Source organism: Bradyrhizobium sp. 157 (assembly GCF_023073815.1).
In the GTDB taxonomy this organism is placed as follows: domain Bacteria; phylum Pseudomonadota; class Alphaproteobacteria; order Rhizobiales; family Xanthobacteraceae; genus Bradyrhizobium.
Window position 1 is genome coordinate 1 of the sequence record NZ_JADPKF010000120.1, and the last position, 22,273, is coordinate 22,273.

Genomic DNA, 22,273 nt, shown 5'->3' on the forward strand with positions numbered 1-22,273 from the left:
CCGCCTCAGCACAACCCTTCCCGATGCATCAATCCCGTGAACCTGAAACACGTTCTTAGCCAGATCCAACCCAATCGTGCTAATCTTCGTCATGGACGGTCCCCTTGTCTGGTTCGACTCAGCATCGCCAGTCTGGCACATCGATGCCGTTCGGGGGCCGTCCACCCCATCATTGCGAGCGCAGCGAAGCAATCCAGTATCCTTCCACGGAATCAGTCTGGATGCTTCGTCGCTACCGCTCCTCGCAATGACGGTGAAAACGACGGAGGACCATCATGTCGTTGCTTAGGGATACCGCGCTCGTCGCATTTTTCCTGACCGGCTCCCTCCTCCCCGCATCTGCCCAGACACCTCTTCCCGACGCCATCGCGGCGCCGGGAGAGAAAGCCGTGCTGACCCTTCACGCCGAGGGCGCGCAAGTCTACGAATGCAAGACCGCCGCCGACGGCAAGCTCGCCTGGGCATTCCGCGAGCCGATCGCGACACTATTGCTCGACGGCAAGACCGTCGGCCGGCACTACACCGGTCCGAACTGGGAACACATCGACAGCAGCGCCGTCGTCGGCAAGGCAATCGGCAACGCGCCCGGCGGTACGCCTAACGATATCCCGTGGCTGAAGCTGACTGTGACGTCCGGGCGCGGCACCGGGATTCTTAACGGCGTGACCACTGTGCAGCGGATCAACACGGTGGGCGGAAAGCTCGAAGGTGCCTGCGACAAGCCAGGCACCTATCGCAACGTGCCCTACTCCGCGGACTACGTGTTCCTGCGCAAGAACTGAACGCGATCCGCCATGGCCGGGACACCTGGCGCGAAGATGCGCTTCGCGCTTTGCCCCAGGGCATGATCGAACCAGCGCGAGTCATAAATCAAGCTTGATTGGTGCAGCTCAATCGATATCCGCTATTGCTCCAATAGCTATCAAATTTCCGCGCACGGTGAAATGAAGCGATGTGCCAATAGCGTCGGCTCCTCTAGCCGATAAACTTCAAGGCTTTCAAAGTTGGCTTGCCTCAAGAACTGAAATCGGCTGACCAGTAGAGATGACGCGCTCAAGGCGCAGCCCCGCAGCAGTAAACAAAGCTGCATATTCGGCTTCGGTACGCTCGACGCCCCCGGTGACGACAAGCATATTTGCGTCGATTAATTTAATCGTACTTAATTCGTTCCCAGGGGGAATGATTGTCTCCGCAACAAGTACTCTTCCGTGCGGCTTCATCGCGTCCCGGCAATTGCGCAGGATGCGCACCGCGCGTTCGTCATTCCAGTCGTGAATGACCTTCTTCAGAATATAAGCGTCCGCGCCCGTTGGAACAGAGTCGAAGAAATTCCCGGCCGCGAACTCGGTATGTGGCGGAAAATCCCCCGCACGGGCCCGCGCCATCTGAACGCCGGCTGGTAGATCGAATAGAACGCCCGACAAGTGGGGATGTCGCATGAGGATCTCGGATAGGAGCTTCCCATGGCCGCCACCCACATCGACGACCCGAGCAAAAGGCCCAAAATCATATGCCTCGGCTACGGCTTCGTTATCACCTTGACTTAGGGCGATCATAGCATGCTGAAAAAGCGCAGCATCGTCGGGATGGTCGGCCAACCAATCGAACCTCGGCTTTCCGAACACTTTATCGAATGCCGGTAAGCCGGTGCGCACCGAATGGCCGAGCTGCGCGAAGGCAAGGTATGGCTCCCGGTTCATCATTCGGATCAGGTCGCGGGGACTTGAGGGCTCGTCGGAACGCAACGCCGAGCCTAATTCGGTTAGTTCGAAACGACGGTCCGCGGTCTCGCTAAAGATGCCTTCGGCGGCGAGAACCCGCATGATCCTATAGAGCGCGTCAGCGCGACAGCCCGTCTCTGCCGCCAAATCGTCCACGCTCCGTTCTCCAGCGGCCAGGCGATCCGCAACGTTGAGGTCTGCAGCAACATTCAATGCCTGAGAGATCATGAAGCCGAAGCCGAGTCGAATGAGTTGTTGAGAGGGACTGAGCATGATTTTCTTTCCAAGCGGCCAGAGCCTCACCGGATTTACGTTTAAATGAAATACTGAAGTAGCGGTGACGCACGATCATTACCTTGGATTGCCGGATTGATCTAGCGTTCCATGCTGTCCATAGGCATGACGAGCTTCAAACGATCCAGCGCGCGCTCATAAATCGGGCTTGAGAGGACTGAAGCAAACCTTCTCCGGCCCCCTGGGTCAGGAGGAAAACGAGGGACTGAAGCCCGTGAAGTTTGTCGCGGCCTCGGTTATACTTCGTCGTCACGGTCCCGACTTTCGAACAAGGCGACAGTGATGGGCACCGCAGAAGTTGAACGCAAGCTCGCCGCCATCCTGGCGGCCGATGTGGCCGGTTATTCACGGCTTATGGGCGTCGACGAGGAAGGCACTCACGCCGCGCTCGTGGCGCATTTTCGAGAGTTGATCGAACCGAAGATCCGGGAGAACCGCGGCCGGATTGTAAAGACCACGGGGGATGGCTTTCTCGCCACTTTCGAGAGCGTTCTCGGCGCGGTCCGCTGCGCCGTCGAGGTGCAGCGCGGAATGGCCGAGCGGAATGCCACCGTGCCGGAGTCGCAGCGCCTCGTGTTCCGGCTCGGCATCAACGCTGGCGATACGATGATCGACGGCGGAGACATTTATGGCGACGGCGTCAACATCGCAGCGCGGCTCGAGACCATGGCCGAGCCGGGCGGCATCTGCGTCTCCGCCCGCGTCCAGGAGGACGCGAGCGGGCGGCTCGATCTCGGCTTCGAAGACCTCGGCGAGCGGCAGCTCAAGAACATCGTCCGGCCGGTGCGGCTTTACCGCGTCGTCTTCGATCGGCCCCAGGCACCGGTCGGTTCCGTCGCAACTGGCACGCAACTGCCGAATCTCACCGATCGCCCCACTTTTGCCGTGCTGCCGTTCGCCAACATGAGCGGCGACCCCGAGCAAGAGTACTTTGCCGACGGCATCAGCGAGGATCTCATTACAGCGATTGCGACGTGGTGCCGATTCCCGGTGATCGCCCGCAACTCCTCCTTCGTCTACAAGGGCCGTTCAATCGACATCAAACAGGTCGGCCGGGAGCTCGGCGCCCGCTACGTGTTGGAAGGAAGCGTCCGCAAGGCGGGGAACCGGGTCCGCATCACCGCCCAGCTCATCGACGCGCTGACCGGACACCACGTTTGGGCGGAGCGCTACGATCGCCAGGTCGGCGATCTGTTTGCGATTCAGGACGACATCACGACCAGCATCGCGGCCGCGGTCGAGCCGGAGATCATGGAAGTAGAGGAGCGCCGGGCAACGACGCGCAGAAGCCTCACCGGCTACGATCTGGTCCAGCGCGGCAATTGGCACCTCTATAGATTCAATCCGGAAAGCATAGCCGAGGCGCAGCGCCTGTTCACGGCAGCCATTGAGGCGGATCCCAATTATGCTCCGGCCTATGCCAGCATGGCTTACAGCAAGTACATTTCGGCGCAGTTTGGTGCGGACTTTGAGTCAAAGCTGCAAAGCGCATTCGAGTTCGCCCGCAAGGCAGTCGCCCTCGACGAGAAGGATGCGCGGGCGCACATGTTTTTCGCCCAAAGCTCGCTTTGGCTGCGCCGGCACGAGGAGGCCATAGCGGCGGCCCGGCAGGCGATTGCGCTTAATCCGAGTCTCGCGCATGCCTATTCGGTGCTTGGCTATGCGCTCGACTGCGTCGGCGAATTCGAGGAAGCGCTGAAAACCGTCGCCCATTCGTTTCAGTTGCGCCCGCACGATCGTACCGTCGGGCGCTGTATTCCGGCGATGGCCGTCGCCCACTACCAGCTCGAAGCCTATGAGGCCGCGGAGGAGACCGCCCGCCGCGCGGTGACGCTGACGCCACTCTACTGGCTCGGTCATCAGATGTTGGCTGCCAGTCGTGGGCAGCTCGGCCGCAAGGCGGACGCGGCGCAATGTATCCAGGAAATCCGCCGCCGGGAGCCCGAGATCTCGCGAAGCGCGTATAGCGCGAGGCTTCCGTTTCGAGACGCTATCTACGCCCAGCGCATCGAAGAAGGTCTGGCGAAGGCTGGGTGGAACGGCTGAGCGATGTCGCAAAAGTCTTTCTCGTTTCGGCGCCCGACGGCGATCTCGACTGATCGCAGCTATCGGGGGATCGAGAACTCGCAGTCGCCACCGCGATGGTGCGGCGAGATCTGGCGCTGCTTCCTAAAAGTCCCGGGTTCTGATTTCCCGGAACGACACCAAACGGCGCTGCGCCTCGTCCCACAACACAAGCCGCACACACCGGAAGCTCTGCAGCAGCGTTATGCGACCGACGTCGCGCAGTTCAGGATAGTCGCGCAGCACGCGCGGCAGCCGGTAATACGGAATTCGACTGGAGAGGTGATGCACATGGTGAATACCGATGTTGGCGGTGAACCAGCGCAGCAGGGCCGGCAGATCGTAATGTGAGCTGCCGTGCAGAGCGGCTTGATGCAGGTTCCAGCTCTCGTCGCGCTCCCACGCCGTGTGCTCAAATTGATGCTGTACGTAGAACAGCCATACGCCGGCCGTGGCGGCGAGCAGCATAATCGGAAGATGCACGAGCAGGAACGCCTTGATGCCGATAAACCACGTGAGCGTAGCGATGATGACGGCAATCGCGAGATTGGTTGCCATCGTACTGACCCAGGGCTGCCAGCCATTGCGCATGAGGCCGACCGGAATCCTGTGTTGCAAAAGAAACAGATAGGCTGGTCCGACACCGAACATGATCAGCGGGTGGCGGTAGAGACGGTATTTCAGACGACCCCACCAGGAAAGCGCCCGGTATTCGCGCACTGTCAGCGTATCGAGATCGCCAATACCGCGGCGATCGAGGTTGCCGGTGGTGGCATGATGAATCGCATGCGTGCGGCGCCAACAGTCGTAGGGCGTGAGCGTGAGCACGCCAAGGACGCGGCCGACCCAGTCATTCGCCAGGCGGCCGGCAAAAAAAGTGCCATGACCGCAATCGTGCTGGATCAGGAACAGGCGTACGAGAAAGCCGGCAGCCGGAATCGCGATAAGCAATGAAGCCCAGGCATAGCCGAGGGAGAATGTGAACCAGGCCGCGGTCCAAAGCACTACGAGCGGCAAGGCCGTGATCGCCAACTCGGCAATGCTGCGCAGCCGAGTTGGCGTGCTGTAGCTGGCCAAAATGCGCTTCCAACGCCGGGCGTCGAGCGCGTCATCGCCGTCATTGGAAGGTTGAATGGAGGGAGGTTGAATGGAGGGAGATTGAATGAAGCCGAAGCCCTCTTGCCCGTTGGACCGCTGCACAGTGCTCTTAGGCACAGAGATATCCCCTTCTGACAGGTGCACGTAAGATCGAAGCGCCGAAGGATCGGCAGCTTCGTCGGTTGATCGATTTTGGAGAAGGGTCTGAAACGTGCGTGCCTGTCAGGAACAAGGCAAAGCGGCCAGTCGTCCGCCCAAGTGTCGATTTCCCGACATATGGACACGAACTGAGACGACGTCAAGGACTTGCGGATCCGCGTCACCGCTGTTCCCGTTAGGTCATTCGCGTCGGTTTGACACGACGGATATTCTCTTTGTGAATGAAGCACTCCATGGGGTGCGCCACTAATACTCACCGCGCTGGATGCTCTAGACAGCCATCCGACGAAAGTTCAGATCGGACTAATGCTGTCCGTATTTGCACGGGTTCGCCGAAAACGAAATTGGCCACTCCATTTTCAAACTAGCCTCTAAGGTCGAGAACAGGCAGCGCTGCCTGGGCTGTAGGAACACGTCCGCTATTGCTTCAATAGCGACCAAATTCCGCAGCGCTGTGAAATGACGCGATGTGCCAAATGCAGTCATTTGTACGTGGAATCCTACTGACCCATCTCGAAGCAGAATGCCGGTTTGCCAATCACCTTTCCGGTAGCCCCGCATTGCGCATGCCCTCGGCAATCCGCACCCGTTGTGCGAGACAGGTCGGGTTGTCCGTTGGCGAACTGGCGTGGAAGTGGGCGAGAGTGAAATTGGGGTCGATGGCCAGTCCCATCTGTATCGAAGCCCGCGCTTCTTCGATCCGCCCGAGATGAGCCAACGCCGCGGCAAGGTAGACGTGAACGAACGCGGCGACATTCGGATTGGTCTCGATGGCCCGCTTGAACCAGTAGACAGCAGCTTCATCGACCGCAAGATACGACTGTGCGACGCCGGCATTAATCATCCAGGTGAACGCCCTGTTGTCGCGGGGAGAAAGTTGAAATGCCTGCATGACGCAAGCTTCGGTTTCCTCGGCTCGACCCAGGTAGCATTTGCCGAGCCCAATCCACGCGTAAGCGGTGGCTAGATTTCGATCTAGCGCCAATGCACGCCCACATTCGGCGATACCCTGAGCAGCACGTTTGGTAAAGATCTGGACGACGCCAAGGAGGCAATGCGCCATGGCATGGTTTGGCAGGTGCGCAAGCACCTTGGCCAAAGACGTTTCGGCCGCCAGGAGGCGTGCTGTCCGGTCGCCGGTCTGCATGGAAGTTCCTCGTATCGCATCGACGAACGCCATGCCAACCACTGCTTCAGCGTTGCTGGTGTCAAGGCAGATGGCTCGTTCGAAGAACTTACGCGCCTGCGATAGGTTTGCGGGGTCCGATCCCCGATGCACACTCGCCATGCCCTGAAAATACAGATCCATCGAATCCGGATGTGGCGCCTGCGCCGCCCGTCGTGCCTCGGCCGTGACCAACTCGGTTCCGAGCTGATTGGCGAGACGCGCGCCAATTTCATCCTGCATGTCGAGGAAATCGGCAATTGGCTTATCGAATCGTTCGGCCCACAGATGATTGCCGCTTCCGGCATCGATGAGCTGGACGTTGATGCGTATGCGGCCTTGCCCACGCTGCACGGACCCCTCAAGGATATAGCGAACGCCGAGTTCTCGACCGATTTGCTTCAAATCGACATGCTTACCCTTGTAAGTGAAAGCGGTGTTTCGGCCGATCACGAAGATTCCAACCATGCGCGACAAATCAGTGGTAAGGCTCTCGGTCACGCCGTCGACGAAATATTCCTGTTCGGGATCGGGGCTAAGATTGGCGAACGGCAAAACGACGAGCGAGGGTTTACCTGGAGCGGCAAAAGCGGGGGTCGGCGAGTTGGTCGTGACGGTCGCTCCCGTTGACGCCGGCGTTTCGTGTACCGCACCGATAAAACGGACGCCCTTGCGCCGAAAGGTCTTGATGAGGCGTTGCTCATCTCCGGAATCACCGATCGCGTTCCGCGCCGCATTCAGGCGGGTATCGAGAGCTGCATCCGAGACAATGCGACCTTCCCAAATGGCTCTTATGAGTTCGTCCTTGCTGACGACGCGTTCCCGGTTGCCGATCAGATAATTCAGCAAGTCGAACACTCGTGGCGCGACGGCGATGACATCCGTCCCGCGACGCAACTCGCGCCGGGCGGTATCGAATGAAAAATCATCAAAGAAATAGCGCAAGCCGCTTCCCTGCACGGCGGTCCAACCGTCGAAGTCCCAGTGCCTGAGCGAAATAATAAGCTGTCGGTAAGGAAAAAGTAAGCTGGTGCGTAAGTATGTCCATCCTTGCCATGGTACACCCGAAGGTAGAGCCCACGCTGAAGAAATGAGACGAGTCGGGGAGACAGTTAATGATCACACGTCGTGACTTGTTGACCGTGTCGGCGGCCGGTGTCTGTTTGTCCGCCACGGATCTAGTGCAGAGGTCTTCCGCACAACCGCTCGCAAGAACCGCGCATATACTGACAGGCTTCACGCCCGGATTGCAGGACGCCCTGGCAAGGCTCGTTGCCGGCCAGATGAAAGACTATGCGGAGACGATCGTGGTCGAGACCCGGCCCGGTGCAGCCGGTCGTGTTGCGGTCGAGGCCGTGAAGACTGCTAACGCCGACGGAACGGTTATGCTGCTCGCACCGCTTGGATTCATGATGCTCTTTCCACACGTCTATAAGACACTCAGATACGAGCCGCGGGATTTCACCCCAGTGTCGACCGTCGCCTCAACCCCGACCTTGCTGACGGTAGGTCCGAAGGTGCCGGGTGACGTAAGGACCCTTGCAGATTTCGTCGCCTGGTGCCGCGCCAACCCAAAGCAGGCCACCTACGGCACGGCGGGTGCCGGCACCACGCTGCATTTCCTCGGTGCGATGCTGGGCCGCACCGCCGGCTTCGATTTTCTTCACGTACCCTATCAAGGCAACGGCTCGATCCAGGATTTGCTCAAAGGGGAGATCGCATCAGCCATTATGCCAGTCGGCAGCTCCCTGGGCCTCGTCCGATCCGGAGATCTTCGCGCACTGGCAACCACCGGACCGCACCGCAGTCCGTTTCTTCCCGCTGTGCCAACGGTGGGAGAAGCTGGATATCCGTCGCTTGAGGACCTCACGTGGTATGGGGTTTTCGTTCCAGCGAAGACGCCAGCGAATATCGTCGAAAAGCTCAATGCTGCTATCCAAAGGGCCCTGCGCACCGACGAGGTAAAGTCCGGCATGGCAAAATTGGCAGTCGAACTTGACGCGATCTCCATGGGGGACTTTGCCCGGCTGATCGCATCGCAATCCGAACGATGGAAAGCGATCGTTCAAGCAACAGGGTTCGTCCCGACTGATTGAAGGTCCCGGGGGCGCCTACAAGGCAATATCCTGCATTCCGAGCCAGGTGCACAGCGGACTGGCGAAGCTGGCTCCTACCCAAACCGGGAGCCTGCACATGCAAGCACCTCAGATCCGTTTCATTCTCGTGTCACCAACCACTCGAAGCTCGATCCTGCTGATGAGATCCGATCGCCGCACCTCGGCGGCGCTCATGGCGACCATCGCCTGTCGCAACGTACTGACGTTCGATCCGAGCGATACGATTGCGCCCAGCACCATGACAATCGATCAGATGGCGGCGACCTGACTGGAGCCGAACGGGCCGAGCATCATAACGAGCGGCAATGCGACGCCGCAAGGTTCAATGACAGAAATGGCGGCAGGTCAGGCCCCAGCCATCGCCTGCTCAATCGCCGATAGCGCCGCGTTCGCCTTGGCCCCATCGGGACCGCCGGCCTGCGCCATGTCTGGGCGGCCGCCGCCGCCCTTGCCGCCGAGCGCTTCCGAGCCCTTGCGCACCAGTTCGACGGCGTTAAAGCGCGCGGTCAAATCGGCGGTGACGCCGACGACGATGCCGGCCTTGCCGTCCTCGGTGACGCCGACGATCGCGACGACGCCGGAGCCGATCTGCTTCTTGCCGTCGTCGACCAGGCTCTTGAGATCCTTGGTCTCGACGCCCTCGACCGCGCGGGCCAGCAGCTTGACGCCGCCCGCTTCGCGCACGCCGCCGGCCGCCGCGCCGTTGCCCGCGCCGCCGCCCATCGCGAGCTTCTTGCGCGCATCCGACAGATCGCGCTCCAGCTTCTTGCGCTCTTCCATCAGCGCCGCAATGCGCGCCGGCATGTCGTCAACCGAGGTGCGCAGCTCCAACGCCGCCGTCTTCGCGATCGCTATCGTATCATTGGCGTGCTTGCGCGCATGACGCCCGGTCAGGGCCTCGATGCGCCGTACGCCTGAGGCCACCGCGCTTTCGCCGGTCACCGAGATCAGCCCGATATCGCCGGTGCGGCGCACATGGGTGCCGCCGCACAATTCGACCGACCAGCCGAGCGCGTTCTGGCCGTGCGCGCGGGCCTGCTTGCCCATCGAGACCACGCGGACCTCATCGCCGTATTTCTCGCCGAACAGGGCGCGCGCACCAGCTTCGCGGGCATCATCGACCGCCATCAGCCGCGTCGTCACCTCGTCGTTTTCGAGCACCACCTCGTTGGCGATGTCCTCGACGCGGGCGAGTTCTTCCGCCGTGATCGGTTTTGGATGCACGAAGTCGAAGCGCAGACGGTCAGGCGCCACCAGCGAGCCGCGCTGGGCGATATGATCCCCTAACACCTGGCGCAGCGCCTCGTGCAGCAGATGCGTCGCCGAGTGATGGGCGCGGATTGATGACCGGCGCGCATGATCGACCTCGAGCTGCAGCGCGGTGCCTACCTTCAGCGTGCCCTGCTCCACCGTACCGAGATGCACAAAGAGATCGCCGGCCTTCTTCTGCGTGTCGGTAACGCGGAACTTGAGGCCCTCGCCCGTCAGCAAGCCGGTGTCACCGACCTGACCGCCGGACTCCGCATAGAATGGCGTCTGGTTCAGCACGATCGCGCCGGTCTCGCCGGCCTTCAGGCTGTCGGCATCCTTGCCGTCCTTGACCAGCGCGGTCACCACGCCCTCGGCGCTCTCGGTGTCGTAGCCGAGGAATTCGGTGGCGCCGAGTTTTTCGCGCAACGGGAACCAGATGGCCTCGCTGGCGGTATCGCCCGAGCCGGCCCACGACGCGCGCGCCTTTTCGCGCTGCCGCTCCATGGCGTCAGAGAACGCCGCCTGATCGACGCCGATGCCGCGCGACTTCAGCGCGTCCTGCGTGAGATCCAGCGGGAAGCCATAGGTGTCGTACAGCGTGAAAGCGGTGTCGCCATCGAACATGTCACCCTTTTTCAGGCCGGCGCTCTTCTCGTCGAGAATCGCTAGCCCGCGCTCCAGCGTCTTGCGGAAGCGGGTCTCTTCCAGCCGCAGCGTTTCCTCGATCAGCGTTTCGGCGCGCACCAGATCCGGATAAGCCTGGCCCATCTCGCGCACGAGGGCCCAGACCAGACGATGCATCAGCGGCTCGCGCGCGCCGAGGAGCTGCGCGTGGCGCATCGCGCGGCGCATGATCCGGCGCAGCACATAGCCGCGGCCTTCGTTCGACGGCAGCACGCCGTCGGCAACGAGGAAGGCTGAAGAGCGCAGGTGGTCCGCGATGACCCGGAACGACCCAACGTTCTTTTCCTCCGGCCCATGCCCGAGGGCCGAAGCGGCGGCATCGATCAGATGACGGAAAAGATCGGTCTCGAAGACGCTGTCGACGCCCTGCAGGATGCAGGCCATGCGCTCCAGCCCCATGCCGGTATCGATCGACGGGCGCGGCAGCGCGACGCGCTCGTCCTTCGTCACCTGCTCGAACTGCATGAAGACCAGGTTCCAGAATTCAAGGAAACGATCGCCGTCTTCTTCCGGGCTGCCCGGAGGCCCGCCCCAGATATGCTCGCCGCGATCGATGAATATCTCGGAGCACGGACCGCACGGGCCGGTGTCTCCCATCGCCCAGAAGTTGTCCGAAGTGGCGATCCGGATGATGCGGTCGTCCGAGAACCCGGCAATGTTCTTCCAGTGGCGCGCCGCCTCCTCGTCGTCGTGGTAGACGGTGACCAGCAGCTTGTCCTTCTTCAGCCCAAATTCCTTTGTGATCAGGTTCCAGGCGAGCTCGATCGCACGCTCCTTGAAATAGTCGCCGAACGAGAAATTGCCGAGCATCTCAAAGAAGGTGAGATGCCGCGCGGTGTAGCCGACATTGTCGAGGTCGTTGTGCTTGCCGCCGGCGCGCACGCATTTCTGCGAGGTGGTGGCGCGCTGGTAGGGCCGCTTCTCGACGCCGGTGAAGACGTTCTTGAACTGCACCATGCCGGCGTTGGTGAACATCAGCGTCGGGTCGTTGCGCGGCACGAGCGGCGAGGACGGCACGATCTCGTGGCCGTTCTCGGCAAAGAAGTCCAAAAATTTCGACCTGATCTCGTTAACGCCGCTCATGTCCATTCCAATCGGAAATATGGCCGGGTTGGGCTGCAAATAGCCCAATCTTCCGGCCGAACGCTTTTAGACAAGGGCCGTCGCGGTGTCCAGAAACTGTGCAGGCGGATCATAGGCTTGCCGCAGCACACAAGATGGCGCGCAAGTCCCGTTGATAATGCTGCGGCTGCGTTGACAGGCTTGGCAGGGCTGTGTTTCCCTCTTATCTGTAAGACGTCACGTCGGGAGAGATCGGCTTCAGCGCCGGCGCCGAAGGAGCAACCGCCCCGGAAACTCTCAGGCAAACGGACCGCGTGATGAAATAGCATCTGGAAAGAGACGCCGGGCAAACATGTGCCCAGGGCGTCCGCCGACGGGATAATACTCTCAGGCACAGCGACAGATGGGGCTTTCTTTGGGTTTCTCGGAGGCTGGTCTCCGGAACCCATGAGGGCCTGACGGATGCTGGCACACGACAAATCTCCCCTGAAACGCACCCCATTGCACGCGCTTCACGTCGGGCGGGGCGGCAAAATGGTTCCCTTCGCGGGCTACGAGATGCCGGTGCAATTCCCGGCCGGCGTGCTCAGGGAACATCTGCATACGCGAAGCGCCGCCGGCCTGTTCGACGTCTCCCATATGGGCCAGCTCGCGCTGCGGGCGAAATCCGGCAAGGTAGAGGACGCGGCGCTGGCGCTGGAGCGGCTGGTGCCGCAGGACATCCTGGCGGTTGCGCCGGGACGGCAGCGCTACGCGCAGTTCACCAATGAAGACGGCGGCATTCTCGACGATCTGATGGTGGCGAATTTCGGCGACCACCTGTTTCTGGTCGTCAACGCCGCCTGCAAGGCCGAGGACGAAGCGCATCTGCGCGCGCATCTCTCGGATACCTGCATCATCGATTCGCTTGCCGACCGCGCGCTGATCGCGCTGCAGGGACCGAAGGCGGAATCGGTGCTGGCGAACCTTTGTGCAGACGTGACAGCCATGAGGTTCATGGATAGCGGGCCGCGTAAGGTCGCCGCTTTCGATTGCTTCGTCTCTCGCTCCGGTTATACCGGCGAGGACGGCTTCGAGATTTCGGTGCCGGCCGAACAGGCCGAGGCGCTGGTAGCGACGCTGCTGGAAAATGCCGACGTGCTGCCGATCGGCCTGGGCGCGCGCGACAGCCTGCGGCTGGAAGCTGGGCTCTGCCTCTACGGCCACGACATCGACACCACGACGACGCCGGTCGAGGGCGCGCTGGAATGGTCGGTGCAGAAAAGCCGCCGCAGCGGCGGCGCCCGCGCGGGCGGCTTTCCGGGTGCAGAAAAAATCCTCTCACAGTTTGAAAAAGGCGCAGCGCGTCGCCGCGTCGGCTTGTGCGCCGAGGGCCGCGCGCCGGTTCGCGAAGGCGCGCTGTTGTTTGCGGATGTGGCATCGGGCGAGGCCGTCGGCAATGTCACTTCGGGCGGCTTCGGCCCGAGCCTCAATGCGCCGGTGGCGATGGGCTATCTGCCGATCGCGCTCTCCGCAAACGGCACGCAGGTTTTCGCCGAACTGCGCGGCCAGCGCCTGCCGCTGCAGGTCGCAGCCATGCCCTTCGTTCCCAACACTTACAAACGCTGAACTTGCAAACGCTGAACCTGCAAACGCTGAAGGAAGTTTTCATGACGACGCTGTTTACATCCGACCACGAATGGCTCCGCATCGAGGGCGATGTCGCCACCATCGGGGTCACTGATTACGCGCAATCGCAGCTCGGCGACGTCGTGTTCGTCGAATTGCCGAAAGTCGGCCGCGCCCTGAAGAAGGCCGAAGCCGCCGCCGTGGTGGAGTCGGTGAAGGCCGCTTCCGACGTCTACGCGCCGATCTCCGGCGAAGTGATCGAAGTCAACGAAGCGCTCGCCGCCGAGCCCGCGCTGGTGAATTCCGATGCCGGCGGCAAGGCCTGGTTCTTCAAGCTGAAGATCGGGGACAAAAGCGAACTCGGCGGCCTGATGGATGAGGCTGCCTACAAGGCACATACGGCGTGAGGATGATGAGGCAACCGGCAACCTCATACTCGCTGTCATCGTCCGCGAAGGCGGACGATCCAGTACGCCGGGAAGTCTCGGCTCAATCGCTGACGTCACGGCGTACTGGATACCCCGCCTTCGCGGGGTATGACGCCGGAGGCGGGCATGACGATCAACAAGGGAAATTGCGATGAACGCGCCGCTCAAGACCACCGCTGCAGCCGCCACCGATTTCGTGCGCCGGCATATCGGCCCCTCGCCCCGCGACATCAGCGCGATGCTGGAGAGCGTCGGCGCGAAAAGCCTCGGCGAATTGATGAGCCAGACGCTGCCGTCGACGATCCGGCAGAAGGCGCCGCTGGATCTCGGCCCCGCGCTGAGCGAAACCGAAGCGCTGGCGCACATGCGCGAGCTCGCCGCGCAGAACCAGGTGTTCACCTCGCTGATCGGCCAAGGCTATTCCGGCACCATTCTGCCCACGGTGATCCAGCGCAACATTCTGGAGAACCCGGCCTGGTACACCGCCTACACGCCTTATCAGCCGGAGATCAGCCAGGGGCGGCTGGAAGCGCTGTTCAACTTCCAGACCATGATCTGCGACCTCACCGGACTCGATGTGGCCAACGCCTCGCTGCTCGATGAAGGCACCGCCGCGGCGGAGGCGATGGCGCTGGCCGAGCGGGCCTCGCAGGTGAAAACAAGATCGTTCTTCGTCGATGCGGAAGTGCATCCGCAGACGCTCGCCGTGCTGCGCACCCGTGCCGAGCCGCTGGGCTGGGATCTCGTCGTCGGCGATCCCCTCGCCGATCTCGAAAGCGCTGACGTGTTCGGCGGGCTGCTGCAATATCCGGGAACGACGGGCGCGGTGCGCGATCTCAGGCCCGCGATCGCGGCCCTGCGCGCGAAGGGTGCGCTTGCCGTGGTTGCCGCCGATCTGCTGGCGCTGACGCTGATCGCCTCCCCCGGCGAGCTTGGCGCTGACATCGCCATTGGCGCGACGCAGCGGTTCGGCGTGCCGATGGGCTATGGCGGCCCGCACGCGGCTTATATGTCGGTGCGTGACGCGCTAAAGCGCTCGCTGCCCGGCCGCATCGTCGGACTGTCGGTGGATTCGCGGGGGCAGCCGGCCTATCGGCTGGCGCTGCAGACCCGCGAGCAGCACATCCGCCGCGAAAAGGCCACCTCCAACATCTGCACCGCGCAGGTGCTGCTGGCGGTGATCGCCTCGATGTACGCGGTCTATCACGGCCCCGAGGGGCTGACGCATATCGCGCGCACGGTGCATCGCCGCGCCGCGGTGCTGGCAGCGGGGCTGACAAAGCTCGGCTATGCGCCGCAATCGCACGCCTTCTTCGACACCATTACCGTCGCGGCCGGCGCGAAGCAAAGCGAGATCGTCGCGCGCGCGCTCGCCGAGAAGATCAATCTTCGCATCGGTGACGGCATATTCGGCATCGCGGTGGACGAGACCACCACGCCCGCAACGATTGAGGGGGTATGGCGCGCCTTCGGCGGCAAGCTGTCTTATGCAGATGTCGAGTTGGGCGCGCGCGAAACGTTGCCCGCCGAACTGAAGCGCGACAGCGCCTTTCTCGTCCATCCCGTGTTCCACACGCATCGCTCCGAGACCGAGCTGCTGCGCTACATGCGCAAGCTCAGCGATCGCGACCTCGCGCTCGACCGCGCCATGATCCCGCTCGGCTCCTGCACCATGAAGCTGAACGCGACCACGGAAATGATCCCGCTGACCTGGCCCGAGTTCGGCTCGCTCCATCCGTTCGCCCCGCGCGAGCAGGCGGCCGGCTATCACGCGCTGTTTGCGCGGCTGGAAAAATGGCTGTGCGACATCACCGGCTATGACGCGATCTCGCTGCAGCCGAATTCTGGCGCGCAGGGCGAATATGCCGGGCTGCTCGCGATCCGCGCCTATCATGCCGCGCGCGGCGAGCCGCACCGCAAGGTGTGCCTGATCCCCTCCTCCGCGCACGGCACTAATCCGGCGTCTGCCAGCATGGTCGGCATGGAGGTAGTTGTGACGGCCTGCGACGCGCGGGGCGACGTCGACGTCGACGATCTCCGCGCCAAGGCGGAGAAGCATTCCAAAAATCTCGCCGCCGTGATGATCACCTATCCCTCGACACATGGCGTGTTCGAGGAGCACATCACGGAGATCTGCGACATAGTGCACAGCCATGGCGGTCAGGTCTATCTCGACGGCGCCAACATGAATGCGCAGGTCGGCCTCTCGCGCCCCGGCGACTACGGCGCCGACGTCTCGCATCTCAACCTGCACAAGACGTTCTGCATCCCGCATGGCGGCGGCGGCCCGGGCATGGGCCCGATCGGCGTGAAGGCGCATCTCGCGCCCTATATGCCGAGTCATCCCTCAAATTGCGATCCCACGACCGACGGCGCCGTGCCGCATCCCGTCGGGCCGGTGTCGGCGGCGCCGTTCGGCTCGGCGTCGATCCTGACCATCTCCTACATCTACATCCTGATGATGGGTGGCGAAGGCCTGACGCGCGCCACTGAAATGGCGATCCTCAACGCCAATTACATTGCGAGCCGCCTCGATCCGCATTTCCCAGTGCTTTACAAGAATGCCAAGGGTCGCGTCGCGCATGAATGCATCGTCGATCCGCGCCCGCTGAAGGCGACGAGCGGCGTCACCGTCGACGACATCGCAAAGCGCCTGATCGATTACAGCTTCCACGCGCCGACCATGAGTTTTCCGGTGCCGGGCACGCTGATGATCGAGCCGACGGAATCGGAATCGAAGGCGGAGCTGGACCGATTCTGCGACGCCATGATCGCGATCCGAAGCGAGATCACGGAGATCGAGATCGGCCGCTGGAAGGTCGAAGCCTCGCCCTTGCGCCACGCCCCGCACACCGTGCATGACATTGTTGATGATGCGTGGAACCGCGCCTATAGCCGCGCCACGGGTTGTTTCCCCGATGGCGTCTCGCGCACCGACAAATATTGGAGCCCGGTGGGACGGGTCGACAATGTCTATGGCGACCGCAATCTGGTGTGCTCGTGCCCGCCGGTGAATGACTACGCGCAGGCGGCGGAGTGACGCTCTTGTAGGATGGGTTTCGCTGCGCTCTCCCCATGCTACGGTCTACGGTCGCGCCGCTACGGCGCAACAAGCACCGGATCCCAACGCCACAAATTATCGTTGGTCAGGTGCGTGCCACCCCACCAGCGGTCGATCGGGTTGTGGCGACTGAAATCCTCGGTGCCGGCCAAAATTGCCTTGCCGAGCGCGGTGAGCGATAGCCGGCTATCCTTATATCGCGCGAAACGCTCATGCTCGTCGTGCATCTCGAGAGTGAATGGCCATTCGGCGAGGCCCGACACAGCCGCGATCGGTGCCAGCGCAAGTCTCTCCAGCAGCAAACCGGCTTCCCAGTAACCGAACACGCGTCGCTGAAAGCGCTGCCTGTGATGGGGAAAGACGTCAAAGGGATGCCCGTAGCCGGCCGAGATCAATTCCAGCATCCGCAGTTCGGAGGCGCCGAGCCCGGTTGCGCGTCCTGGAAGCTCTTCGAGCATTTCCAGAACACACCGCCTGAGCTGCGGCAAGATGCTGAGATCCCTGCTCAGCAGATCGAACCACGGTTTTGGCGTGAGTGAACGGTAGGCCTGCCAGGCAAGGCTTGCGACTTCAAGATGACCGTCGGTTATCTCCACGCCCGGGAAATTCAATTCGGCAAGACGCGCCGGTTCTATCTCGTTAAGGGAGGCGTCCACGTGTCGCAGAATGATATCCAAGCTTTTGGCCTGCGGGCCGAGATAATCCAACAGCCAGATCAGTATCAGTTGAGCATTGGGCGCCGCTTCCATCCAGAGCTCGACGGCCTCAAAACGTTCGCAAGCCTCGATCAATCCGAGGTCGTTGATTCCGAATTTCTGCAGGCGCGGCGGCGGCACCGAATCGAGCCAATGCGAATCCGGCCTTTGGGTTGTCCTCGTCGCCAAAGACGCTGCAAGCTCCGCATCGGAAGGCGGTGGCCCCAAACCATCCGGAGCTCGATGGCGACAGCCAGATCGGCATGACCGGCCGATACGACGCCGCCCGCGCTTGAGGAATCGGCCGTCAGGATCAGGCGCGTCATGGTACGCCTCGTTCAGCCCGCGCGCGTCCGGGCTTCACCAGCGCCGGATTCCAGCGCCAGAGATTGTCGTTGGTCAGGTGCGTGCCGCCCCACCAGCGGTAGATCGGATTGTGCCGACTGAAGTCTTCCTTGTGGGCGAGAACAGCCTCGCCGAATTCGGTGATCGAGAGTCTGCTTCGCAAATAAGCCGCATGCCGGTCCCGCAAATTTTCGCGGTCGAGGGTGCGCAGCTCCTGGTCGAGGCCCGCCACAGCCGGACGCGGGCCGTGCGCAAGCCCATCCAGCAAGTAGCCGTGTTCCCACTCGTTGAAGACGCGCGTTTGCCGCAGTTGGTAGAGATGGAAAAGCGCACTCGTGAGCGAGTACCCCCGCGCGATCAGCTCGAGCATCCGCATTTCCGTGGCGCCAAGGCCTGTTGAACTTGACGGCAATTCTTCGAGCAGATCGATCAGGACCGGCTTGAGCAGCGGAAGAGCGCTCAAGTCCTTGTAGAGCAGATCGAAGCAGGCCTCCGGCGTCGGCGCGCGATAGGCCTGCCAGGCCGCGCTCGCTGTCGCCAATTCCTTTTCCGTGATGTCAACGGCCGGCGGCTGCCACCTGCCGAGCCGTTCAAGCTCAATCATCGCGAGGTCAACCAGACGAAACTTCAACTTCGCGACAGTCTCCGGATAAGATCGGAAATAATCGAGCAGCCAGATCAGTTGCAACTGCGCATTGGGTTGCGTGTCGAACCATAGTTCGACGGTCTCGTAGTGCTGACAGAATTCAGCCAGACTGAGATCCCTGCGACTTCTGTTTTTGGTTTTATTCCACCCGGTGGCAAAGTCCGACCAGTGATGCCCCGGTGCGACATCGGACGTGCCCGGGCCAAGACAGGTTGCGAGTTCGTCCGGCGAAGGCAACGGTCCCCAGCCGAAGCGAAAGAAGAAAGTAAGCGCGAGATCGGCGAATTCCGACTTGGTGAATTCCGGGATCAGCCAGCCGGTCAGGATCAGAGGCTTCATCACACCCACCCACACCACCAAACAAAACGGGCGCTGAGAACGTCGGCAACTCAACGTCCGCAGCGCCCGTCCGTCACTTCAGGCCTTAACCCCTGAAGCATTTCCAAAGCTTATTCGTCTGCCGGCTCCTCGCCCTCGGCGTCGCGCTCGGCGGGACCGGCCAGAATCTGCTCGGCGATCAGGCCGGAGTTCTGGCGAATCGCCATCTCGATCTTGGCAGTCATGTCAGGGTTGGCCTTGAGGAAGGCTTTTGCGTTCTCGCGTCCCTGGCCGAGCCGCTGGCTGTCATAGGAAAACCAGGCGCCGGATTTTTCGACGATGCCGGCCTTGACGCCGAGGTCGAGGATCTCGCCCATCTTGGAGACGCCCTCGCCATACATGATGTCGAACTCGACCTGCTTGAAGGGCGGCGCCAGCTTGTTCTTCACCACCTTGACGCGGGTGGTGTTGCCGACGACTTCGTCGCGCTCCTTGATCGCGCCGATGCGGCGAATGTCGAGGCGGACGGAGGCGTAAAATTTCAGCGCGTTGCCCCCGGTGGTGGTTTCAGGCGAGCCGTACATCACGCCGATCTTCATGCGGATCTGGTTGATGAAGATCACCATGGTGTTGGACTTGTTAATCGAGGCGGTGAGCTTGCGCAGCGCCTGGCTCATCAGCCGCGCCTGCAGACCGGGCAGCGCATCGCCCATCTCGCCTTCGAGTTCGGCCTTCGGCACCAGGGCCGCCACCGAATCGACCACCAGCACATCGATCGCGCCGGAGCGCACCAGCGTGTCGCAGATTTCCAAGGCCTGCTCGCCGGTATCGGGCTGCGAGATCAGGAGCTCGTCGATGTTGACACCGAGCTTGCGCGCATAGACCGGGTCAAGCGCATGTTCGGCGTCGATGAAGGCGCAGATGCCGCCCTTCTTCTGCCCTTCCGCCACCGTGTGCAGCGCCAGCGTGGTCTTGCCGGAGGATTCCGGCCCGTAGATTTCGACCACCCGCCCCTTCGGCAGCCCGCCGACGCCGAGCGCGATGTCGAGCCCGAGCGAGCCCGACGACACCGTCTCGACGTCCATCGAGCGATCGTTCTTGCCCAGCTTCATCACCGAGCCCTTGCCGAACTGGCGCTCGATCTGGGAGAGCGCGGCGGACAGGGCCTTGGTCTTATCCATGGAGGATCCTTCAACGATACGCAGGGCAGTAGCGGACATAATACGTGCTCCTTATGGCGGGGATTCGCGAGCGGGAAAACGGCGGTGAGCAGCTTTTAGGATTCGATTTCGTTTAGAAGATTTGTACCACCTTTGTTCCATGTTCGCAATATGTTCTTTTCGCCGGATTCATTTCCGAGTCCTTCGCCCGTACAAAATAAAAAGAGGGCCGCCTCTCGGCGGCCCTCTGCCGGTACAAATTGGTTCGGAATGAAAAGCAGCCCCGGCGACATTAAGCATAGATTCATCCACACGCATTTTTGGAGTCCGTAACACCACGGTGTTTCGGTACCGGAACTTCGAATCTTCAATCCCAGCTCGCGGCATGTCCTGACGCAGATGGCCACCCCCGCACTTCGCCTTTCGTTGGCCGGACGGTCCCCCAACTACGCAAACCCACGGCTGGGCACGAAGTGCAGCATCGGCTTCCGGCGACCGCACCGGACGGCGAGCCCAATTCGCGAGCCCAATTCGTATGTGTCCGTCGTCTGCCTCGCCTGTACCCGGCTTCATTTGGTCCATAGGAAACCGGGAAGCTTTTGGGCGAGGACTGACATCGCGCCCCACCCTGCCTCGCTGGGCTGGCGCCTTCCGCGCCCGGCCCCAAGTCCGGACGCACGATCAGCGTGAGACCACCGACTTAAGTATAGTTTCGTACTTTTCCCCGGAACGGATTTCGCCGCAATGCGTATTCGCAGCAGGTGTGACGGGTAATGACAGTAGTAAACGGGGAACCAGTATTGTGCCGGGCAAGAAATACCTCACGGAACAAGCGGCAACCTTTCTCAAATTTGCAATGGCCACTACGGATCCGGAGGTCGCCGCGGGCTTTCTCGATAAGGCCGCCGACCTTCGGGCCAGAAGTGAAGGGGCGCCCGACGCCAGCCCCCGGGCGCCTGATGTAGAGCAGCCGGAAAGCTAGCTCTCGCGATGAGGCCGCCGAACGGCGGCCTCATCGTGTCCGATCTGCAAATCGGGACGTGGTGACATCGCCTACAATTTTAGGCGTGCTTGCGGTTAGATCTGAACCGTCCATCAAGGCGCCGCACGCTATGCTCAGCGGCATGCAGACACAAACGACCGCCCCGTGGCCGCCCTTGCCTACGAACCCATCCTGCCGACGCTTCAACACCATGGCGCTGATCTCCTCACATGGCTGTTGAACCTCAGCCGCACGCCGGAGCCGTCAAGGCTGCCGCAGCCCGTCCGGCCGGACGCGCCATCGCGAACCCATATTCCGCCGCGGCAGCCTTATCCATCGCGGCAGGAATAGGAAGCCGGGCACCCCGGACATCCCGGATGGCCGTCCAAGCGGGCAGGTACTCCCCACGCGGCCCCCTTCGGCGTGCTCATCGCCCAGTAAATTTGTCTCGGGCGCGTTGAACCTTTTTCCTATCGCCCCCGACAACATTCTTGCCTGGGATATTGCATCACTCGGGGAATAGGCCTGCGCCGCCAAGCGACCATACTCCGCTTGCGCGGCGCAGTGCTTTTTGTGCGTCGCGGAAATTGGGGCGGCAAGGGAATTCGGCAAGGGAATTCGGTCACGCCCATGGGTTGTCGATGGGAGGGAGCGGATTTCGGCCATGTGCGTCGCGGCAAAGGCATTGTCAGCGGCTGTAACAATTCCAATTTTAAATGAGAGGTCCGGTTTGAAGCGGTCGAGAGCCGCAGCGGGATTTCCATATGATCCACAAGGGCGTCGAATACACCGTGACGGCGGTCGCTCCGGGCATCTGGAAATGGCAATTCCGTATCGGGGACAGGGTCGTCACGGGCAAGACCGAAGCCAAGCTCAATCTGCTTGCCATCCGGCGGGTCCAGCTCCGGATTGATCGGGAGCTGAAAAAGGCCAAACGGGAATAACCCACTCGGCGGCCGCTTCCGCAGCCTTCCACCGGAGAAATTTCTCCGCAACTCATCGGCTTAGAGCCGAGCGATAACCCGGTTTACGTGCCCGATAACGTGCTTGGGCCCGTAAAAGCCCGGAGTTGATCTTTCAATACGCGAGGCATCCACTCCCGGCGGACGGGGATCTCGGGGCCAACGGCGGCCCCTTTTGCATTTGGTCAGCTTGCCATGCCGCTCTTTTTCTTCAGCGTTAGACATGGCGAGGATGCATGTGTCAGCACTGACGGTGCGGAATTTGCCGATCACAACGCCGCGTGGAAGGAAATGACCGGGTCTGCGGCGACATGATCGCGGACGTTTCCCGCAAGTTGCCCGAAAACGCCGAGTGGCAGATGGAATTGCTGGATGAATCCAAAAAGCCGATATTCCGGATTCGCCTGGTAGCCGAGACGCTGCAGGATGCCGATTAAACGAAAGGCAGATCAG

15 protein-coding genes, 1 pseudogene and 1 riboswitch are annotated in these 22,273 nt (G+C 61.7%); of the genes and pseudogenes, 9 read left to right on the top strand and 7 right to left on the bottom strand.

Annotation, left to right across the window (positions count from 1 at the left end; all coding sequences use genetic code 11):
- Positions 1–275: 275 nt before the first annotated feature.
- Complete coding sequence (locus IVA95_RS35640) at positions 276–782, top strand: DUF3455 domain-containing protein (RefSeq protein WP_247514767.1); 507 nt, start codon at positions 276–278, stop codon at positions 780–782.
- A 216-nt stretch (positions 783–998) separates the two neighbouring features.
- On the opposite strand, the gene IVA95_RS35645 is transcribed toward IVA95_RS35640, so the two are convergent.
- A complete protein-coding gene (locus IVA95_RS35645; protein WP_247514768.1) occupies positions 999–1,994 on the bottom strand; it encodes an acetylserotonin O-methyltransferase in 996 nt (331 codons plus the stop codon).
- Positions 1,995–2,297: 303 nt separating this feature from the next.
- On the opposite strand from IVA95_RS35645, the gene IVA95_RS35650 reads away from it, so the two are divergent.
- Positions 2,298–4,061 carry an adenylate/guanylate cyclase domain-containing protein gene (locus tag IVA95_RS35650; RefSeq protein ID WP_247514769.1) on the top strand — a complete coding sequence of 588 codons (1,764 nt, stop codon included), beginning with the start codon at positions 2,298–2,300 and terminating at the stop codon, positions 4,059–4,061.
- 123 nt (positions 4,062–4,184) lie between these two features.
- Here IVA95_RS35650 and IVA95_RS35655 read toward each other — a convergent pair whose 3' ends face one another.
- Both IVA95_RS35655 and IVA95_RS35660 read right to left on the bottom strand, forming a co-directional pair.
- A complete protein-coding gene (locus IVA95_RS35655; protein WP_247515132.1) occupies positions 4,185–5,213 on the bottom strand; it encodes a fatty acid desaturase in 1,029 nt (342 codons plus the stop codon).
- A 661-nt stretch (positions 5,214–5,874) separates the two neighbouring features.
- Entirely contained in the window at positions 5,875–7,446 is a 1,572-nt protein-coding gene (locus IVA95_RS35660) for a winged helix-turn-helix domain-containing tetratricopeptide repeat protein (protein WP_247514770.1), read from the bottom strand.
- A 170-nt stretch (positions 7,447–7,616) separates the two neighbouring features.
- Here IVA95_RS35660 and IVA95_RS35665 point away from each other — a divergent pair, with 170 nt between their 5' ends.
- Together IVA95_RS35665 and IVA95_RS39225 are read left to right on the top strand one after the other, a co-directional pair.
- On the top strand, positions 7,617–8,597 hold the full coding sequence (locus IVA95_RS35665; protein ID WP_247514771.1) for a tripartite tricarboxylate transporter substrate-binding protein: 981 nt from the start codon (positions 7,617–7,619) through the stop codon (positions 8,595–8,597).
- Between the two features lie 97 nt (positions 8,598–8,694).
- Entirely contained in the window at positions 8,695–8,886 is a 192-nt protein-coding gene (locus IVA95_RS39225; RefSeq protein ID WP_346658095.1) for a hypothetical protein, read from the top strand.
- A 77-nt stretch (positions 8,887–8,963) separates the two neighbouring features.
- On the opposite strand, the gene alaS is transcribed toward IVA95_RS39225, so the two are convergent.
- Positions 8,964–11,636, bottom strand: coding sequence for an alanine--tRNA ligase (gene alaS, locus IVA95_RS35675; protein WP_247514772.1), 2,673 nt, complete (start codon positions 11,634–11,636; stop codon positions 8,964–8,966).
- Positions 11,637–11,847: 211 nt separating this feature from the next.
- A riboswitch (glycine riboswitch) is annotated at positions 11,848–11,938 on the top strand.
- Between the two features lie 139 nt (positions 11,939–12,077).
- On the opposite strand from alaS, the gene gcvT reads away from it, so the two are divergent.
- From gcvT to gcvP, 3 genes are all read left to right on the top strand, one after another.
- A complete protein-coding gene (gene gcvT / locus IVA95_RS35680; protein WP_247514773.1) occupies positions 12,078–13,223 on the top strand; it encodes a glycine cleavage system aminomethyltransferase GcvT in 1,146 nt (381 codons plus the stop codon).
- 41 nt (positions 13,224–13,264) lie between these two features.
- Positions 13,265–13,630, top strand: a complete 366-nt coding sequence (gene gcvH, locus IVA95_RS35685; protein ID WP_247514774.1) for a glycine cleavage system protein GcvH — start codon at positions 13,265–13,267, stop codon at positions 13,628–13,630.
- Positions 13,631–13,802: 172 nt separating this feature from the next.
- Positions 13,803–16,691, top strand: a complete 2,889-nt coding sequence (gene gcvP, locus IVA95_RS35690; RefSeq protein WP_247514775.1) for an aminomethyl-transferring glycine dehydrogenase — start codon at positions 13,803–13,805, stop codon at positions 16,689–16,691.
- A gap of 59 nt (positions 16,692–16,750) precedes the next feature.
- On the opposite strand, the gene IVA95_RS35695 is transcribed toward gcvP, so the two are convergent.
- The 3 genes from IVA95_RS35695 to recA form a co-directional block, all read right to left on the bottom strand.
- Positions 16,751–17,548 carry a hypothetical protein gene (locus IVA95_RS35695; protein ID WP_247514776.1) on the bottom strand — a complete coding sequence of 266 codons (798 nt, stop codon included), beginning with the start codon at positions 17,546–17,548 and terminating at the stop codon, positions 16,751–16,753.
- Between the two features lie 181 nt (positions 17,549–17,729).
- A complete protein-coding gene (locus IVA95_RS35700; protein ID WP_247514777.1) occupies positions 17,730–18,737 on the bottom strand; it encodes a hypothetical protein in 1,008 nt (335 codons plus the stop codon).
- A 110-nt stretch (positions 18,738–18,847) separates the two neighbouring features.
- Positions 18,848–19,936, bottom strand: coding sequence for a recombinase RecA (gene recA / locus IVA95_RS35705; protein WP_213246056.1), 1,089 nt, complete (start codon positions 19,934–19,936; stop codon positions 18,848–18,850).
- A gap of 1,686 nt (positions 19,937–21,622) precedes the next feature.
- Between recA and IVA95_RS35710 the strand changes: the two genes are divergently transcribed.
- Together IVA95_RS35710 and IVA95_RS35715 are read left to right on the top strand one after the other, a co-directional pair.
- On the top strand, positions 21,623–21,802 hold the full coding sequence (locus IVA95_RS35710) for a hypothetical protein (protein ID WP_213246058.1): 180 nt from the start codon (positions 21,623–21,625) through the stop codon (positions 21,800–21,802).
- A gap of 213 nt (positions 21,803–22,015) precedes the next feature.
- A pseudogene (locus tag IVA95_RS35715) lies at positions 22,016–22,257 on the top strand (hypothetical protein).
- Positions 22,258–22,273: the final 16 nt, after the last annotated feature.